The following is a 15,198-nucleotide window of genomic DNA, read 5'->3' as shown; positions in this document are numbered from 1 at the left end:
CTCCCTTACAGAATCAGCTCTTTGGGTTTGCGCCACTCCAGCCAGAACACGATCATCAGACGCGTCAGATAGATCGCGGTAAAGACCGAGGTGACCAGGCCGATGGTCAGCGTCACGGCAAAGCCCTTGACCGGGCCGGAGCCCAGGAAGAACATCACCGCGGCCGAGATGAACGAGGTCACGTTCGCGTCGATGATCGCCGACATCGCCTCGTTGAAGCCGTCGTCGATGGCCTTGACCACGCGCTTTCCGGCGCGCAGTTCCTCGCGGATGCGTTCATAGATGATGACGTTGGCGTCCACCGCGGTCCCGACCGTCAGAACGATCCCGGCGATGCCGGGCAGCGTCAGCGTGGCCCCCATCATCGACATGATCGACAGGATCAGGATGACGTTGACGGTTACGGCAATCGAGGCAAAGACCCCGAACAGCCCATAGCTTGCGATCATGTAGGCCACGACCGCCGCCGTCGCGATGATGGACGACAGCCGCCCCGCGTCGATCGAATCCTGGCCAAGTTCCGGACCGATGGTCCGCTCCTCCAGGAAGGTCATCTCGGCCGGCAGGGCGCCCGCGCGCAACAGGACCGCAAGCCGGGTGGATTCGTCCACGTCCATCGCGCCCGAAATCTGGCCCGAGCCGGTGGTGATGGCCTGCCGGATCACCGGGGCGGAGATCACCTGGTTGTCCAGCACGATGGCAAAGGGCTGGCCGATGTTGGCCGAGGTATAGGCCCCGAACCGTTTGGCCCCGGCCGGACCGAAGCGGAAATCGACCGCCGGCTGGCCGTTCTGGTCGAAGCTCGGCCGCGCGTCGGTCAGGTCCTCGCCGGTGACGACGGGGTTTTCCTCAAGCGTATAGAACACGCCCGGCTCGTCCATCGAAGGCAGCAGGACATGTCCGGGCCCGGGCCGGGCATTCGGATCGGTGCCGCGGCCGACGACCGGGTTGAAGGTCAGCTTGGCGGTGGTGCCGATCAGCTGCTTCAGCTCCTCGGCCGAGCCGATGCCGGGCACCTGGATCAGGATGCGGTCCTTGCCCTGGCGCATGATGGTGGGCTCGCGGGTGCCGACCTCGTCGATCCGGCGGCGGATGATCTCAAGCGACTGCTGCACGGTGCGGTCGTCGGTCGCGGCCTTCTCGGCATCCGACAGCTGCACGGTCAGCCGGTTGCCCGACCCTGTGGCCACGATGTCCGACTGCCCCGCCCCGGTCAGCGAATGACGGGCGTGGCCAGGCCGCGCGCGATCTCGACCGCGCGGGCCATCTGGTCGGGGTTGCCGATCTCGACGATCAGCTGGCCGCCGTCGGGCGAGGCGATGCGGCGCACGGCGCCCACGGTATCGCGCTGCGCCACCAGCGCATCGCGCAGTTCCGGCCAAAGCGCGTCCATCCGCGCCTTGTAGACATCCGCGACATGGACCTCGCCCAGCAGATGGGCGCCGCCCCGCAGGTCGAGCCCGAGGTTCACCAGCCCCGAGGGCAGCCAATCCGGCCAGCCGGCGCGGGCGGCGACATCCTCGGGCGTCTCCACGCCGCTCCGCTCGATGGTCTTGATGGCATCGTTATGCTGCTCGACCCGCGAATAGAACAGGTTCGGCATCGCATAAAGCAGACCGATGGCGATCAGGCCAAGGATCAGCAGGCGTTTCCAGGTCGGGATATGAAGCATCTTGGCCGTTAGCCTCAGCTGTTGGCGGCGACGGGCGCGGTGCGGTTGACGACGCCGGTGATGGTCGAGCGCACGACGCGCGTCCTGACGCCCGGCGCGATCTCGACCTCAAGCTCGTTGTCGCGTACGGCGGTAACCTTGCCGATCAGCCCGCCCTGGGTGATGACCTCGTCGCCCTTTTTCAGCGCCTCGATCAGGGCACGGTGTTCCTTCATGCGCTTCTGCTGGGGGCGGATCATCAGGAAATACATGATGACGAAGATCAGGATCAGCGGCAGGAAGGATGCGATGCTGGCGCCGGCAGACGGGGCGCCCGCGGCCTGGGCATAGGCGGGGGTCACGAACATGGTTTGATCCCTTCGGTTGACAGGTTCCGGGCGGTCCCCCGGCGGAATTGGCGCGCACCCTAGCCGCGCGACCGGGGGATGGCAAGAAAAGCCGGGATGACGAGATCGGCAACAGCCCCGACCTTGTCCCGAATGGGGGCTTCGCCCCCCGCGCGTCCCGCGCTCCCCCCAGGATATTTAGGCACGAAAGAAGCTGCAGGGCGCCGATCGGTTTCTTTCGTGCCCCAATATCCCGGGGGAGTCCGAAGGACGGGGGCAGAGCCCCCAAGCCGCGACCGCCACGGACGGCGTGGACACCGGCCGCGCCCTGTGGCAGCAGAAGGGATCCGAACCGCAGGGGGAACGCCATGGCGCAAGACGCAATCCATCCGGCCCTGGCCGAGCGCATCGCCGAGCCCGACGAGACGGGGATTCCCCGCCTGCTTGCCATCATGGCCGCCTTGCGCGATCCGAAGACGGGCTGCCCCTGGGATATCGAACAGAGCTTTGCCTCGATCGCGCCCTACACGATCGAGGAGGCGCATGAGGTCGCCGATGCCATCGCCCGCGAGGCCTGGGACGAATTGCCGGGCGAGTTGGGCGATCTGCTGCTGCAGGTGGTGTTTCACGCCCAGATGGCGGCCGAAGCGGGGCTTTTCGAATTCTCCGACGTCGTCGCCAGCATTTCGGACAAGATGATCGACCGCCACCCGCATATCTTCGGCGACGAATCCCGCGACAAGTCGGCCGAACAGCAGGTCCGCGACTGGGAGGAGATCAAGGCCCGCGAACGCGCCGCCAAGGCCGAGAAGGGCGTGCTGGACGGCGTCGCCCTGGGACTTCCCGCCCTGACCCGCGCGGTCAAGCTGCAGAACCGGGCCGCGCGCGTGGGTTTCGACTGGCCGGGCCCGGCCGAGGTCCTGGACAAGATCCGCGAGGAGGCGGCCGAACTGGCCGAAGCGCGGGAGGGCGCCGATCAGGGCCATGTCACCGAGGAATTCGGCGATCTGCTGTTCGTCATGGCGAACCTCGCCCGGCACCTGAAGATCGACCCCGAGGAGGCGCTGCGCCTGGCCAATGCCAAGTTCACCCGCCGCTTCCGCCGGATCGAGGCCGCGCTGGCCGCCCAGGGGCGCCGCCCCGAGGACAGCGACCTGGCCGAGATGGACGCCCTGTGGAACCAGGCCAAGGCGGACGAGCGGGGCTGAAGGATTTGGACCTGCCCGCCGAGCTGGCGGCCCTGCCCCCGCTTGCCGGGGCAAGGGTCCTGCGGCTGATCCGCGACCTGCCCCAGCGCCGGGTCTGGGAAATCCGGCTGCAGGGCGAACGCGCCTTCCTCAAGCAGTTCCGCACCGCCGATCCCGCTGCGGCGGCCCTGGGCGCCGCGCGGCGGCTGGACGAGGCGGCGGCGGCATTCGGGAGCAGCCCTGACTGCGTCGCGCCGGCGCTGACGGTCCTGCCCGAGGCAGGCGCGGTGGTGCTGCGTGCCGCCCCCGGCGTGCCGCTGGTCCAGGCGCTGGATTCGGCGCCCGCTGCCGAACGCGCGCGGCTGGTGGCGCGGGCCGGGGCATGGCTGGCGCATCTGGCGGGCCTGCGCGCGAGAAGGGGCGGTTCGGCCCGCGCTTCTGGCTGCGCGGGATCGAGGAGCGGCTGGCCGCCACGACCGGCGACTGGGCGGACCGCGCCCTGGTCTCGGGCGTCCTGCAGCGCATGGCGCAGGACGGCCGCGCCCTGGCCGGAACCCGGGTCGAGCGCGCGCGCCTGCATGGCGACCTGACCGGCGACAACCTGTTCTACGACGCCGTCACCGACCGGATGACGGGCATCGACCTGCAGGACTGGGGGGCCGTGGCCGTGGTCCGGGACGCAGCCCGGCTGCTGGTCTGGCTGGAAAGCCGGCGCGCTATCCCCCTGCCCCGGATCGACGGCATCGCCGCGCCCGACCACCAGGCCCTGACGGCGGTGCCGGGGCTGATCGCGCCCGACCAGCGCGCCCTCCTGCGCTTCATGATCGGAGAGATCATGCTGGCCTATTACCTCGATTCCGCGCGCCAGCCGGTCCGCCGGTCGGCGCTGGCCGGGGCGATGCGGGACTGGGCTCAGGCGACTTCGGCCAGCGCGGCGTCATAGACGGCAAGCGCCTCGGCCGGGGCTTCGGCCCGCGCCGCGCCTTCGGACAGGATCCGCCGCCAGCCGCGCGCGCCGGGGCGGCCGCGGAACAGGCCCAGCATGTGCCGTCGATCTGGTGAAGCCGCCCGCCGCGGGCCAGATGCGCCTCGATCCGCGGCCGCATGGCCTGTGCGGCGTCAAGCGGCGTGGCGAAGGGCGGCTCCTGATCCCACAGCAGATCGGCCCGGCCCAGAATGTCCCAGGGCTGGTGATAGGCTGCGCGCCCGACCATCACCCCGTCCATCGTGCCAAGCTGGTCGCGGACCTGGTCGAGCGAGCCGATGCCGCCGTTCACGGACAGGTGCAGGTCGGGAAACTCGACCTTCATCCGGTGGACCAGCGGATAGTCCAGGGGCGGGATCTCGCGGTTTTCCTTGGGGGACAGACCCTGGAGCCAGGCCTTGCGGGCGTGGATGGACAGGCGGCGCACGCCCGCGTCCCGCATCCGGGCGATGAAGGCGGGCAGGACCTGATCCGGGACCTGGTCGTCGACACCGATGCGGCATTTCACCGTGACCTCGACCGGGCTGCCCCGCATCATCGCCTGGACGCATTCGGCCACCAGCTCCGGCCGGGTCATCAGCACCGCGCCGAAGCACCCCGACTGCACCCGGTCGCTGGGGCAGCCGACGTTCAGGTTGATCTCGTCATAGCCCCAATCCGCCGCGATCCGGGTCGCCTCGGCCAGCAGGGCCGGCTCGGACCCGCCCAGTTGCAGGGCGACGGGATGCTGGTCCGCGTCGAAATCCAGAAGCCGCGCCCGGTCGCCGTGGATCACGGCCTGCGCCGTCACCATCTCGGTGTAAAGCAGCACCCGGCGCGACAGCAGCCGGTGCAGGTCGCGGCAGTTCCGGTCGGTCCAGTCCATCATCGGCGCGACGGACAGTCTGTAGGATTGTTCTTGTTGTTCATCTCGGTTTTCTGCATTTCAATGCATCGGGCGCGCAGATTGATGCTGTTTTTGCTGGTTCCTATGCTGAATCGCGTTTCTGCTTTGCTTAGCGTTAGCGAGAATGCGAAGGGTCTTTTCCGCCACCCTTTTGGCGATCAAACGCCGGCTCATGGACGGTCAAGACGTCCATACCCGCTGGTGAGACTCTGCTGACCCTAGATAGTCATTCACATCCTGTCGTTCCACAACCGTCTGCGGCACGCCTAGCCTCATTCGTCACCGCAAGGAAGCCGAAGATAGCTGCAATTGCTACGATAACTCGATCACCGTAAGCGCTGTGCTGGCTATGCTTGCGGTTGCTTAGGCGGTACATCACGTCTGGCATAGGGTACAACGCATCGAATCGTCAATGCCTGCCGTCGGATGGGGTGCGTTGCCGCCCTGCCCTGCCCGCTTGATGCAGCCGCGGATTTCTGTCCGCTGAGACGCGATGCCGGAGTGTTCCGCCAAGGCGCTGATCTATCTCTGCACCTGTCCTGATCTTCGCCTTGGCGGGGCCGGCGTGGATAATGCCTCTGGACCCTGCGCAGATGCAGTCAGCCTTGAAGGTGTGCAAGTCGCTGGGCTTGGTGGCCAAGAGCAAGAAGCGTGATCGCCGGCCATCTATCGAAGAAAGAACAGCCTGATGGTTATTCGATGATGCAATCTCGGAAGTGCAAATCGCTACCCATCACAATCTGTGCCTTCGCGCATGTAAGACTCGGCGACACCGGCATCTATCGGCTGGAGACGATCAAGCCGGGCCGCGTGCCCTTTCCGGACGGCCGGCTGATGGCGCCGCACATCAACATCTGGCTGGTGGCGCGCGGCATCAACGTGGGACTGCAGACCCGCATCTATTTCGATGACGAGGAAGCGGCCATGCCGAATGCCTTCACGTCGCGCATGCAAGTTCCAGGAGATCGAGGATCTGCATTTCCACGACCTTCGCCACGAGGGCGTGTCGCGATTGTTCGAGATGGGCATGGACGATCCCCCAGGCCGCCAGCGTTTCGGCCACCGAAGCTGGCAGCAGCTTGCAGCGATACAGCCACCTGCGTGGAGTCGGCTACAGGTGGGCGGCGTGGAAATGGCAGACGTGATCGATCCAGAGGGGTCGGGTTATCACCCGACCGGCCTGAACTCGGCCCTTAGCTTTACGCGCCCGGTTACGCGTCACATCGCTGACGGCTTCCTGCATCTTGGCTCTCCGCGATGCCGATGAGCACGGTCTTGTTGGCTCCCGGGCGTTGATGGCGTCGGGCACGCTTAGCCGGGCATGATCCAGCGCTGCCGTCACAAAGCCTCTTTGCTCATACCATTGGCCAGCGCCAGCCGAACGCCGGTCATGATGGCACTGTGCAGGCCAGTCGGTGTTTCTCCTCGACATCGATGCCGGTCTTGCGCTACGGCCGCTCTGCCCAGCACGATCAGCGCGGTCAGCAGCGCCGGGAAGGACATGATGACATCGGTGACGCGCATGATGATATCGCCCACGATGGTCCAGTCGCGGGCCTGGTGATCATGTCGGCCACCAGGCCCTTCAGCCGAAAGATCGACTCGGATGGAATCTGCGTGCTTCCGCCAAGCGGCGACTGCGCCAGATAGCCAGCCAGCAAGGCACCGGGTCTGACGCCCTTTTCGCCGCGCTTCAGCGGGGATACCCAGAACTGCGGCCAATCCTGGCCATCAGGCGCTGGTGCGCTTGCCCTGCCAGCCGGCGCGCCTCGCATTCCAGACGATCTTGCCGGCCATGGTGACCTAGCCAGACGGGCCTCGTGGACGCCGTAGGTCGCCGCTCGGCATCGGTCACGCTCGGCCGTGCGGCGGCCTTTGACCTCGGCCGGCTTGCGCCAGGTGGCCAGCATCGAGCGGGCGGCATCGGCCTTCTGTCCGCGCTTCCACAGGCGACCCAGGCCGCGCGGCAATGGCTCCGGAATTAAGTCGAAACGAACACGCCGCATCGAACTCGTGCAGTACCATGGGTGAATTGCCCATTACGCGCAGCACATCGGGCGGATGCTTGGCCAAGTCGCGCTTGTACCGGGAACGCCTCGCGCAGGGCAGCGTCCTAGTCCGCAGGCACGCCTCGGGCATGTCGGCGGGGATGGGAACGCGAGCGGCTGCAGTGTGACCTACGTAAATCGCCGTTAGGCCGATACTATCGATGCGTCCGGCCCGCCGCCGGTGGATGTGAAGACGCCTCGCCCTTGTCGGAGATCTTCAGGCTCGGCACATGAAAGTAAGCGCGACGCCGATCCCCTCCTGCCTCTTGTGATCTGTCCGGGCCATTCTGCACGCGCATGAGGGTGGGGGTGTTGGCTTGGAACGAGACGGCGAAGTGGGCGCCCATTTGGACGGCTCGCGGGTGGTGGGGCTTCGCGGCGGAGGTGATCGAGGGGCCGCGGGGCGTCAGCGACGCACGAAGGCGGAGCGGGCGCGGATCGCGGCAGAAAGCCTGGTGCCCGGGGCCTCAGTGGCGGATGTCGCGCGTTGGCACGGAACGACGCGCTGGCAGGTCTACGACTGGCGAAGGAGGCTGCGGACCGGGCAGCTTGTGGTGCCTGAGTCCGTGGCGGCGTTGCCGATGTTTGTGGAACTGGTGGTCGAGGACGCTTCGGCGGAGGCGCCCCCAGCGATGGACGCCACGCCCAGGGTGGAGATGGTTGTCGGCGATGTCGTGATCCGGGCCTCGGCCGACGCCGATGAAGTCCTGCTGACGCGGTCGATCCGGGCAGCGCGGGCGGCGGCATCGTGATGTTCGGCCAAGCGGGCCGGTGAAGATCTTCGTGGCGACGCGGCCGGTGGCTCCGCAAGGGCATCGACGGGCTCGCGCTGGCGGTGCAGGAGATGCTCGGCCTCGACCCGTTCTGCGGGGCGGTCTTCGTCTTCCGGGCGAAACGGACGGACCGCATCAAGTTGCTGGTCTGGGACCAGACCGGGATGGTGCTCGTTCACAAGCGGCTCGAGGCGGCAAGTTCGTCTGGCCTCGGGTGCGGGATGGGGTGATGCGCATGTCCTCGGCGCAACTGGCGGCGCTGTTCGAGGGTATACAAGAATATCCCCTCTGGTGAGTCTGACCGATGCCTTCAGGAAAAGCGATCCGTCGCACTGGAGGCCATGCTTTTACTGGTCAGGTCTGGGGCAGCGTGATTCACTCCGTGGCATGGATGCCGACGCCCTCAGCCGCGAGAATGCCCATCTGAAGGCCCGCCTGGCCGAATTCGAGGTGGCGCTGGCAGAGGTGCAGGAGGCCAACCGTCGGCTAGAAGATATTCTGCGCTCCTCGCAGTGCGAGCGGTTCGGCAAATGCTCCGAGAAGCTGTCGCCCGACCAGTTCAATCTGCCGCTCGAGGACGCCGAACTGGCCCAGGGCGTGCTTGAGGCTGCACAGGACAAGGCAGAGGCCGCGCTACAACGGGCGCGCGGGGAAGAACCTCGAAAGCCCGCGCGCAACCGTGGTCATCTGCCGGTGCATCTGCCCCGGGTCGAACGCGTGATTGAGCCCGCCAGCACGCTCTGCCCCTGCGGCTGCGGCGAGATGGCCCGGATCGGGGAGGAGATCTCCGAGCGGCTCGACGTGATCCCCGCGCAGTTCCAGGTGCTGGTAACGCGGCGCCCTAGATATGCCTGTCGCCGCTGCTCACAGGCCGTGGTGCAGGCGCATGCCCCCGAGCACATCGTGCCGGGCGGGCTGCCGACGGTGCGGCTGATCGCGCGGATCATCGTCTCGAAGTTTGGCGACCACCTTCCATTTTACCGCCAGGCCGGGATCTTAGAGCGGCAGGGGTTGCATCTCGATCGCGGCACGCTCGGTCGTTGGGTCGGCCGCGCCTGCTCCCACCTGACGCCCGTCATCGATCACATGCGCGCCCATCTGCGGGATCCCGACCGCATATTCGTCGACGAGACCCGCGCGCCGGTGCTGGATCCGGGCCGGAAGGCCACCAAGAGCGGCTTCTTCTGGGCCATCGTGTCCGACGATCGCGGCCATGGCGGTGCCGGCCCGCCCATCGTGCTGTTCCATTATGCCCCCGGTCGGGGGAAGCAGCATCCGCTGAAGTTCCTTTCTGGATACCGCGGCCGGTTGCCTCGCAATGCGACGCCTACCAGTCCTACAATGCGCTGACCGAGGTCGCGCGCGACATCGGCCCGTGGCAGCTGGTTTACTGCTGGACCCATGTGCGCCGCCGCTTCGTGAAGCGCTTCGAGAACGAGGGCTCGCCCATTGTCGAGGAGATGCTGCGCCAGATCGCACTGCTGTATCAGATCGAAAAGGCTGTGCGCGGCAAGTTTCCTGCCGACCGCCTCGCAGCCCGGCGGGAGCAGGCCACGCCGATCATCGCCGCCCTCAAACCTTGGCTGGAAGTCCAGCTCTCCCGCATCCCGCAGAAGTCCCTGTCTGACCAGGGACAACGAAGCCTTGCGCCTTGCTGGCCTTTTACGACTTCCCCGCCGAGCACTGGGAGCATCTGCGCACCTCCAACCCGGTCGAAAGCCAGCTCTCGCCGATCGCGCGACACCGTAAGACCGTTCTGCTTCCCGGGAGCTCGGCGCCGAGACCGGGCCATGCTCGCCACTCGGTAGCCAGCCTGCAAGCTGACGGCTGAGAGCCCGGCGATTACCTCGCATCGCGCTCCGGCATCTGTCGGCGCTGCCTTCGGGACTGCTTCATGCCCTGGTGCTCACGGATCCTTCACGCCTGATCCGCAAGGTGATCCTTGAGCGGCCACGCTGACGCCGGCGCATGCTCCGGGCAGTTGCCTTTAAGAAGGTCGGCGTCTGTTTTTAGACCGCTCTAACGGACCGCTTCTGCTCGGCTTCCATCAAAGCTGTTCTCGCTGCGTCCCGGATGGCGATAGCTTGGCCTAAGCAGTCGAACGAACCACGATAAGAGACACTATCTGGGGCAACGACGTGCACCACCCACTTCGTGCGTGCTGTGTCATTCTGTTGGGCACGAGGGGGTCTATGTCCGAGCGGGACTTATGGGGTTGGTGTGATTCTGCCTCTTGGTCATTATTGTGGGTCTTGTCCGTGGCGTTTGTGTCGAGGTCAATGAGTTCAGGCTCATCGCCGTAGGCCATTTTCCAAATGATCCTATGGGCCAGAAAGACTGATCGCCGAAGATTTCCATCAATTTCCCACGCCGCTGCTTGGTGGCGGTGCTTCTGGCTTTCCGCACCATCCGCCGTTCCACTGAAGGATTTCGGGTCTTCGTTCGCTATAGTCAGATGTCTAAATTCATCAACGCCCACTGCTCTTTGTAGAACAGATGTCCTGTATTGTCTTACGGAGGTGATCCGATGACTGATCAGGTAGAGGCTTGTTAGCACATGGACGTTCTCGTGAATCAGCTCGATGGTCTTGGCACCCAGCCGATGCCAAAGCAGCCGCCCTGTGCCGCTGGAGGGCTTCAGGGATTCGTAGACCTGCGCCAGCCAGCGATAATCGGTCTCGTACTGCGTCAGCACCGGATCAGGCGACAGGTCGACCTGCCCGGCGGTCAGCAGCGTGCCCGCTGCGGTGCCGGTGGCGATGTAGTCCCGCCCGCCAGGTCCACACGGCAGGCCCACGTCGAAGGCCAGCACCGTGTCGTGCCCAGGCCGGGCCGAAGATCAGCGTGTCGCGCATCGCCGTCGCCGGCAGCGCTCATGCTGTGTAATCATGGCCGCGCTGATCAGCTCGTCGCCGGCACCGCCGTCATCGGCGCCGCCGCCCTGCAGCTTGCCGCAGCCCATGCAGCGCCAGTAGATCGTTCGCCCCACCGGGCATTGGCGCGCGCCCATACCGGTAGGTCATGAACTGGGCAGGTGGCCGCGACTGTACAAAGCTAAGCCATCCGTCCTGGTCGACCATCTGCCATCCTAGTCTCACAGCGTCGACGCATCGCGCCCCGGTCCAGTAGATCACCTCGAATGCGATTCGCTCAGGCGTTCCCTGCGCCCAATGGGCGCGGTATCCCTCGATCTCGCTTCTTGTCCCAGATGCCGATGGCGTCCGCCTCCCGCGCCGGGCGGAGAAGGTTTCAAGCTCCTCGGTCCGCTCGCCGTCGCCCCAGTTGCCGATCCAGACCAGCCCTTCGCGCGCTGTTTCCTGCGCGGGCGGGTGGAACAGGCGGGTGTCGGCGGCCTCGTGCCAGGTCCAGACGCGGTCGCCCCAGCCCCAGCGGCATATTCCCAGCTCCGCAAAGAGGACCTGAATACGCTGGACGGTATCCCCTACCTGCGCATTACCCCGGAGGAGCGGTCCGTGAAGTCGGGCCGCCGACCGAAACATTTCCGGCGCGACCGTGTCGTTGCCGGTCGTGCCGAATACGCGCTCGACATTGACGATGTGGCCGGGCTCGCCGGCCGTCGCTGCGCCTTGGTTCCAGCGGTCCAGCCGGATGAACGCAGCCTGCGCGCCCTCGATGCGGAGATGTCCCCATCGGTGGGGCCGGTGCAGCCTCGCCACCTTGGTGGTGCCGTCGATGCCGCCGCCGATGCCCGACGATTTGCTGCGCGCCGGCTGCCCGGGCCCCAGGTGCTGAATTCCGGTTGGGCCTGTGCCTCCAAGAAAAAGCCCGCTGCGAGGCGGGCGAATGCGGGGTTGATGCGGGGGAGCTGGGAGGGCAGAACGCGCCCATGAAAGCGACGCGTGACGAACAGACATTCACCCTGACGGGGCGGGACTGGTCCGGGGTCTACCCCCTCGAGGAACTGCCGAAGTGGCTGGCGTTTTACCGGCGGATGCGCGATGCCCACCCGAATGGCGCGCCCTACTACGATGCGGCGGTGACGGCGCTCGAGGGGATCATGGACGGGTCAGACCGCCGGCCTACCGATCCGTGCTGCCGATCCTTGATGATGTGGCCAGGCCTTCCACCATGGCCACCGCTTCCGCTCTCCCTCCGGGGTCAGCTTCTCGCGGCATTTCAGCGCACAGAAAAGGCCACCAGCTTCTCGGGCGAATGCGTGTGTCAGCCGGCCGGGGGCGCCCGGATCGAAACAGCGAACTCCGGGAACCACAGCCGCATGAGCGGCAGTGCCGCCCCCGCAGGGGCCGCGGGCGATGAAAGCACCCGCGGGGATCGTGGTGGCCGGCGCCCCGGGGCCCCCCCCCCCGCGGGGCGCGCGGAAGGCCCAGACCACGGCGAGAAGCCCAGGGTGTTGATGATGGCCGCGACCAGATGATCAGCGACATAAGGATCGGCCGTGCTGACCGGGCACGACAGCGAGAAAGTCTGCGATCAGCCCCATGTCCCATGTCCGTTTCCAGCCGGCCGATGCGGCGGCCCACCGTGGTTTCGTTGATCTGCAAAAGCCGCCCGGCCCGGGTGAACGAGCCAGTCTTGCAGACGGCGGAAACGATCCTGAAATCATCCCAGTTCATGCGGCCACCCTCCGCATGACCGTGGCATCCTCATGAGGAAGATGGCGCTGGTATTCCAGGCGATGGCGCTGATTACCTTGCGCGTCAAGAAATCGGTACTCGATACCTACAAAGCCACTGGCAAAGGTTACCAGACGCGCATGAACCGCCGTCCTGGAAAGCTATGCCAAGACGCTGAAAAGCTAAGCGGCCAGGCACATCGCAGGAGGCCGCCGCCCATCTGAAGAGCTCGGCCACGCAGGAATTGTGGCTGCAGCGGGTGGAGGACTATTTCGCTGACCGGCCCAGCCCGCGCCACCGCTTTGCGGAACCACCCGACCCCGCCCGTGGCCTGTGGTGGGGCTGCCCGGCTTTGCCGTCAGGGCGGCGTGACCAGCCAGTTGCTGATCCTGACGTCCTGTCCCGGTATTCAAAAACCTCGTCGTAGCCCGGCGCGGTTACCGGAATGGTCCATCATCGACTCGGTCCTGGCTTTGGCGGAGGAGCTCGATGTCAAGCGAACAAACGGTGTCGCCACGCGCCTGCCGGATGATATTCCGTAGGGCAGCGTCAAGACTGCACAGGACAGCATCGGAACTCTGCTGGGCATGCACGCCGGCCCTCTTGGCAAGGATGCGACTTCGCAGTTCGCAAATCGGCCTTGCAATCCGCGCGTTGGTGCCCACGTCGCCATTGCTCTCGCCCTGGACAAATAGCAACTGCCACTCGACGATATTGAGCCGCTTGGCCGGTAATCTGCTCGAGCGCTCCACTGTGCAACGGGCGACGTCGACCCTTCGCGGCGCAACTGGTGCCAAACCTTACGCGCGCCATATCGGCCTCTGCTGCCGTCGAATATCTGCTTGATGGCGTCATGTCCGTCTGATCCTGCCTGGCCCGATCCGATGCCAGGCTGCGGTGAGCCCGATCCACAGGGCGGGATCACGCTCCACAGCCTTGAAGCTGTAGAACGTCGATGGTGCGATCCCAAGGACCGCCACGGTGATCGTCGAGAAATGCGATGCCCCCGTCGCGCGACCGGCCAGATTGGACTGTCCGACGCCCCAGACAAGGATGTATCCCACAGTTCGGCTGACAGCCGGGCGTCACTGCGTAGCCAGCGCCACGGCGCGCTGCACCGCGGGAGCGGTGTCGCTGACCAGGCTTTCCGTCCGGTCGCACCTCGACGCGCAGAGACGTGACCAGAGACGGCAGAGTGCCCGACGCGCCGGACAGGGCGTAATAGGGCGTGGCCGGGATACCAGCTCCGACCGGCGTCCAATAGGTGGGCAGTACGACTCCGACCAGCTGCCCTGGCTCTGCGACAATATCCGCCCCGACAGCAGCGCGGATCGCTGCCACGTCAAGGCCACACCATGCTTGGGGCGTCACGGTGATGTGTTGTTCACTCGGCCGAGAAGAAGCGGTGTGTCGCGTACATCGTCCTAGATCTGTGACGGCATTGGGGCTGGCTATGCTACCTCGCCGTCGTGTTGGACCTCTTCATCGGCGGCGCGTCGTCGGCTGTGCCCAGGCTTTGGTGATCTGCGCGATGCGGGGGTGGTGGTTGCCCTGCGTCGGGCTGGGGGCCCCCAATATCTGCGACTGCCCCCACGGCTCTCCATGCGCGCTGATGCTGCGCTGGCGCGCTCGGTGGCGACCGCGACGGCGGGGGTCAATGTCGTCAGAGCGGCGTCATTGCGTTTGACGGTCGCTGCCATGGAGGACGCTGCCGGAAAATCCGGCTCGATGTCGTATTGCAGGTCAAGGCGCACGTCTGAATAGACCAGGCGATGGTGCTGCTGATCGTGGAGATTGCAAAGCTGTCCACGGCCTCCGGCTCGGAGCCCTGATGCTCAGGCGTCCATTGGCCCGGATCGCCAGATAGGCACCGGGCACGGCCTCGATAGGCGTCGGGAGTGTGATGTCGTTGATACCGGCAGCGACCGTCAGGGTGATCGGCCCCCAGACCTGGTTGCGCTTCAGCTCGGCCACGATCAGCCTGGATCTGCTGACCCTGGATCACTACCGGACGATCTGGCACCTGCCCGATGTGCGCTCGGCCACCCTCAATACCTTCGTCCTTGCGGTGCTCAGCGGCGCGGCCTGCGTGGTGATCGGCTTTCTCATCAGCTTTCTCGAGGTCCGCCGCGCTGGCCGGGGCGCACGGCTTCTGGCGATGCTGGCGGTGCTCGCGGCGGTGATCGCGGGCGGGCCAGCCCGTCGGCGCCGCCGGCGCGCACGGCAAAGCTCTCGCCGTCGGCAACGGCGGCCCGGCATGAGCGACGGATTTTCAACCGTGCCAGCCAGGGAAGCTGCGACCGCAGCCCAGTGACAAGGCCGCAAGGTCAAGAACGACGATCAACAGGGAAACGACTCATGAGATCACTACGAGGTTGGCCGCGGCATCTTACCGAAGTCTGAACCGCCTGCGCCTGCCGCCTGGTCGCTTGCGCGTCGGCATCGCTAAGCCGCCCGCCCGTCTTGCGCGGGGATTGCGGCCACAGGAACGGCTGCATCGCGTCGTAATCGGCCGTCTCGATGTTGGCATGGTCCGAGATGTCGAAGTCGCTGCCCAGCCGACCGGCGACGCCCGACAGGGCGGCGTGCTCGGGTCTCCGGACGTCGATCAGATGGGTGTCGATGGTGCGCCAGGCCGAACCGTCGCGATCTGGAGCCCGCACGAAGAGGGCGGCACGAGCGGCAGGCTCTCGAGCGTGACGGCATTGCTCGCGTGGCGCGTGGAT

14 protein-coding genes and 5 pseudogenes are annotated in these 15,198 nt (G+C 66.2%); 10 read left to right on the top strand and 9 right to left on the bottom strand.

From position 1 onward, the window contains the following. Positions 1-5 precede the first annotated feature (5 nt). A pseudogene (secD, locus tag DPM13_RS16550) lies at positions 6-1,672 on the bottom strand (protein translocase subunit SecD). Positions 1,673-1,686: 14 nt separating this feature from the next. Continuing rightward, the gene (yajC, locus tag DPM13_RS16545) at positions 1,687-2,019 is read right to left on the bottom strand and encodes a preprotein translocase subunit YajC (RefSeq protein ID WP_028720983.1); all 333 of its coding nucleotides are present in this window, start codon (positions 2,017-2,019) and stop codon (positions 1,687-1,689) included. 347 nt (positions 2,020-2,366) lie between these two features. Here yajC and mazG point away from each other — a divergent pair, with 347 nt between their 5' ends. The 3 genes from mazG to DPM13_RS24085 are packed head-to-tail and all read left to right on the top strand — an operon-like array spanning position 2,367 to position 4,128. Further along, positions 2,367-3,206, top strand: coding sequence for a nucleoside triphosphate pyrophosphohydrolase (gene mazG / locus DPM13_RS16540; protein ID WP_099649793.1), 840 nt, complete (start codon positions 2,367-2,369; stop codon positions 3,204-3,206). Then, positions 3,173-3,775: a hypothetical protein gene (locus tag DPM13_RS24090; RefSeq protein ID WP_223252115.1), complete on the top strand. Its 603-nt coding sequence runs from the start codon at positions 3,173-3,175 to the stop codon at positions 3,773-3,775. Before mazG ends, DPM13_RS24090 begins: the two co-directional genes overlap by 34 nt. Further along, on the top strand, positions 3,709-4,128 hold the full coding sequence (locus DPM13_RS24085; protein WP_223252114.1) for a hypothetical protein: 420 nt from the start codon (positions 3,709-3,711) through the stop codon (positions 4,126-4,128). Before DPM13_RS24090 ends, DPM13_RS24085 begins: the two co-directional genes overlap by 67 nt. On the opposite strand, the pseudogene dusA reads toward DPM13_RS24085, so the two are convergent. After that, a pseudogene (dusA, locus tag DPM13_RS16530) lies at positions 4,098-5,038 on the bottom strand (tRNA dihydrouridine(20/20a) synthase DusA). The gene DPM13_RS24085 and the pseudogene dusA overlap by 31 nt on opposite strands. 807 nt (positions 5,039-5,845) lie before the next feature. Between dusA and DPM13_RS16525 the strand changes: the two are divergent. Beyond that, positions 5,846-5,978 (top strand): annotated as a pseudogene (locus DPM13_RS16525) (protocatechuate 3,4-dioxygenase subunit alpha); the annotation flags it as partial. A gap of 15 nt (positions 5,979-5,993) precedes the next feature. Here DPM13_RS16525 and DPM13_RS25385 read toward each other — a convergent pair. After that, a complete protein-coding gene (locus DPM13_RS25385; RefSeq protein ID WP_262983377.1) occupies positions 5,994-6,119 on the bottom strand; it encodes a hypothetical protein in 126 nt (41 codons plus the stop codon). Positions 6,120-6,394: 275 nt separating this feature from the next. After that, on the bottom strand, positions 6,395-6,595 hold the full coding sequence (locus DPM13_RS16515; RefSeq protein ID WP_112888434.1) for a hypothetical protein: 201 nt from the start codon (positions 6,593-6,595) through the stop codon (positions 6,395-6,397). An 844-nt stretch (positions 6,596-7,439) separates the two neighbouring features. On the opposite strand from DPM13_RS16515, the gene DPM13_RS16510 reads away from it, so the two are divergent. The 4 genes and pseudogenes from DPM13_RS16510 to DPM13_RS25380 form a co-directional block, all read left to right on the top strand. Beyond that, a complete protein-coding gene (locus tag DPM13_RS16510; RefSeq protein ID WP_223252113.1) occupies positions 7,440-7,856 on the top strand; it encodes a transposase in 417 nt (138 codons plus the stop codon). Positions 7,857-7,948: 92 nt separating this feature from the next. Continuing rightward, positions 7,949-8,107, top strand: a complete 159-nt coding sequence (gene tnpB, locus DPM13_RS24080) for an IS66 family insertion sequence element accessory protein TnpB (RefSeq protein ID WP_262983170.1) — start codon at positions 7,949-7,951, stop codon at positions 8,105-8,107. A 157-nt stretch (positions 8,108-8,264) separates the two neighbouring features. Continuing rightward, complete coding sequence (gene tnpC, locus DPM13_RS24075) at positions 8,265-9,227, top strand: IS66 family transposase (protein ID WP_112888433.1); 963 nt, start codon at positions 8,265-8,267, stop codon at positions 9,225-9,227. Beyond that, positions 9,173-9,460, top strand: a pseudogene (locus DPM13_RS25380) (IS66 family transposase); the annotation flags it as partial. The gene tnpC and the pseudogene DPM13_RS25380, both read left to right, overlap by 55 nt. A gap of 506 nt (positions 9,461-9,966) precedes the next feature. Here the strand turns inward: DPM13_RS25380 and DPM13_RS16490 are convergent. From DPM13_RS16490 to DPM13_RS16480, 3 genes are all read right to left on the bottom strand, one after another. Then, the gene (locus DPM13_RS16490) at positions 9,967-10,689 is read right to left on the bottom strand and encodes a hypothetical protein (protein WP_112888432.1); all 723 of its coding nucleotides are present in this window, start codon (positions 10,687-10,689) and stop codon (positions 9,967-9,969) included. Positions 10,690-10,801: 112 nt separating this feature from the next. Continuing rightward, positions 10,802-11,554, bottom strand: a complete 753-nt coding sequence (locus tag DPM13_RS24070; protein ID WP_223252112.1) for a hypothetical protein — start codon at positions 11,552-11,554, stop codon at positions 10,802-10,804. 363 nt (positions 11,555-11,917) lie between these two features. Further along, a complete protein-coding gene (locus tag DPM13_RS16480) occupies positions 11,918-12,472 on the bottom strand; it encodes a helix-turn-helix domain-containing protein (RefSeq protein ID WP_112888796.1) in 555 nt (184 codons plus the stop codon). 41 nt (positions 12,473-12,513) lie between these two features. Here DPM13_RS16480 and DPM13_RS16475 point away from each other — a divergent pair, with 41 nt between their 5' ends. Next, a complete protein-coding gene (locus DPM13_RS16475; protein WP_223252111.1) occupies positions 12,514-12,696 on the top strand; it encodes a BrnA antitoxin family protein in 183 nt (60 codons plus the stop codon). Positions 12,697-13,206: 510 nt separating this feature from the next. On the opposite strand, the pseudogene DPM13_RS27435 reads toward DPM13_RS16475, so the two are convergent. After that, a pseudogene (locus tag DPM13_RS27435) lies at positions 13,207-13,325 on the bottom strand (IS3 family transposase); the annotation flags it as partial. A 1,050-nt stretch (positions 13,326-14,375) separates the two neighbouring features. Between DPM13_RS27435 and DPM13_RS16465 the strand changes: the two are divergent. Then, the gene (locus tag DPM13_RS16465) at positions 14,376-14,786 is read left to right on the top strand and encodes a hypothetical protein (RefSeq protein ID WP_145963448.1); all 411 of its coding nucleotides are present in this window, start codon (positions 14,376-14,378) and stop codon (positions 14,784-14,786) included. The last annotated feature ends 412 nt before the right edge of the window (positions 14,787-15,198 follow it).

Source organism: Paracoccus mutanolyticus (assembly GCF_003285265.1).
Lineage (GTDB): Bacteria > Pseudomonadota > Alphaproteobacteria > Rhodobacterales > Rhodobacteraceae > Paracoccus > Paracoccus yeei.
Note: the sequence above shows the minus strand (reverse complement) of the source record. Positions and strands in the feature narration are given on the sequence as shown.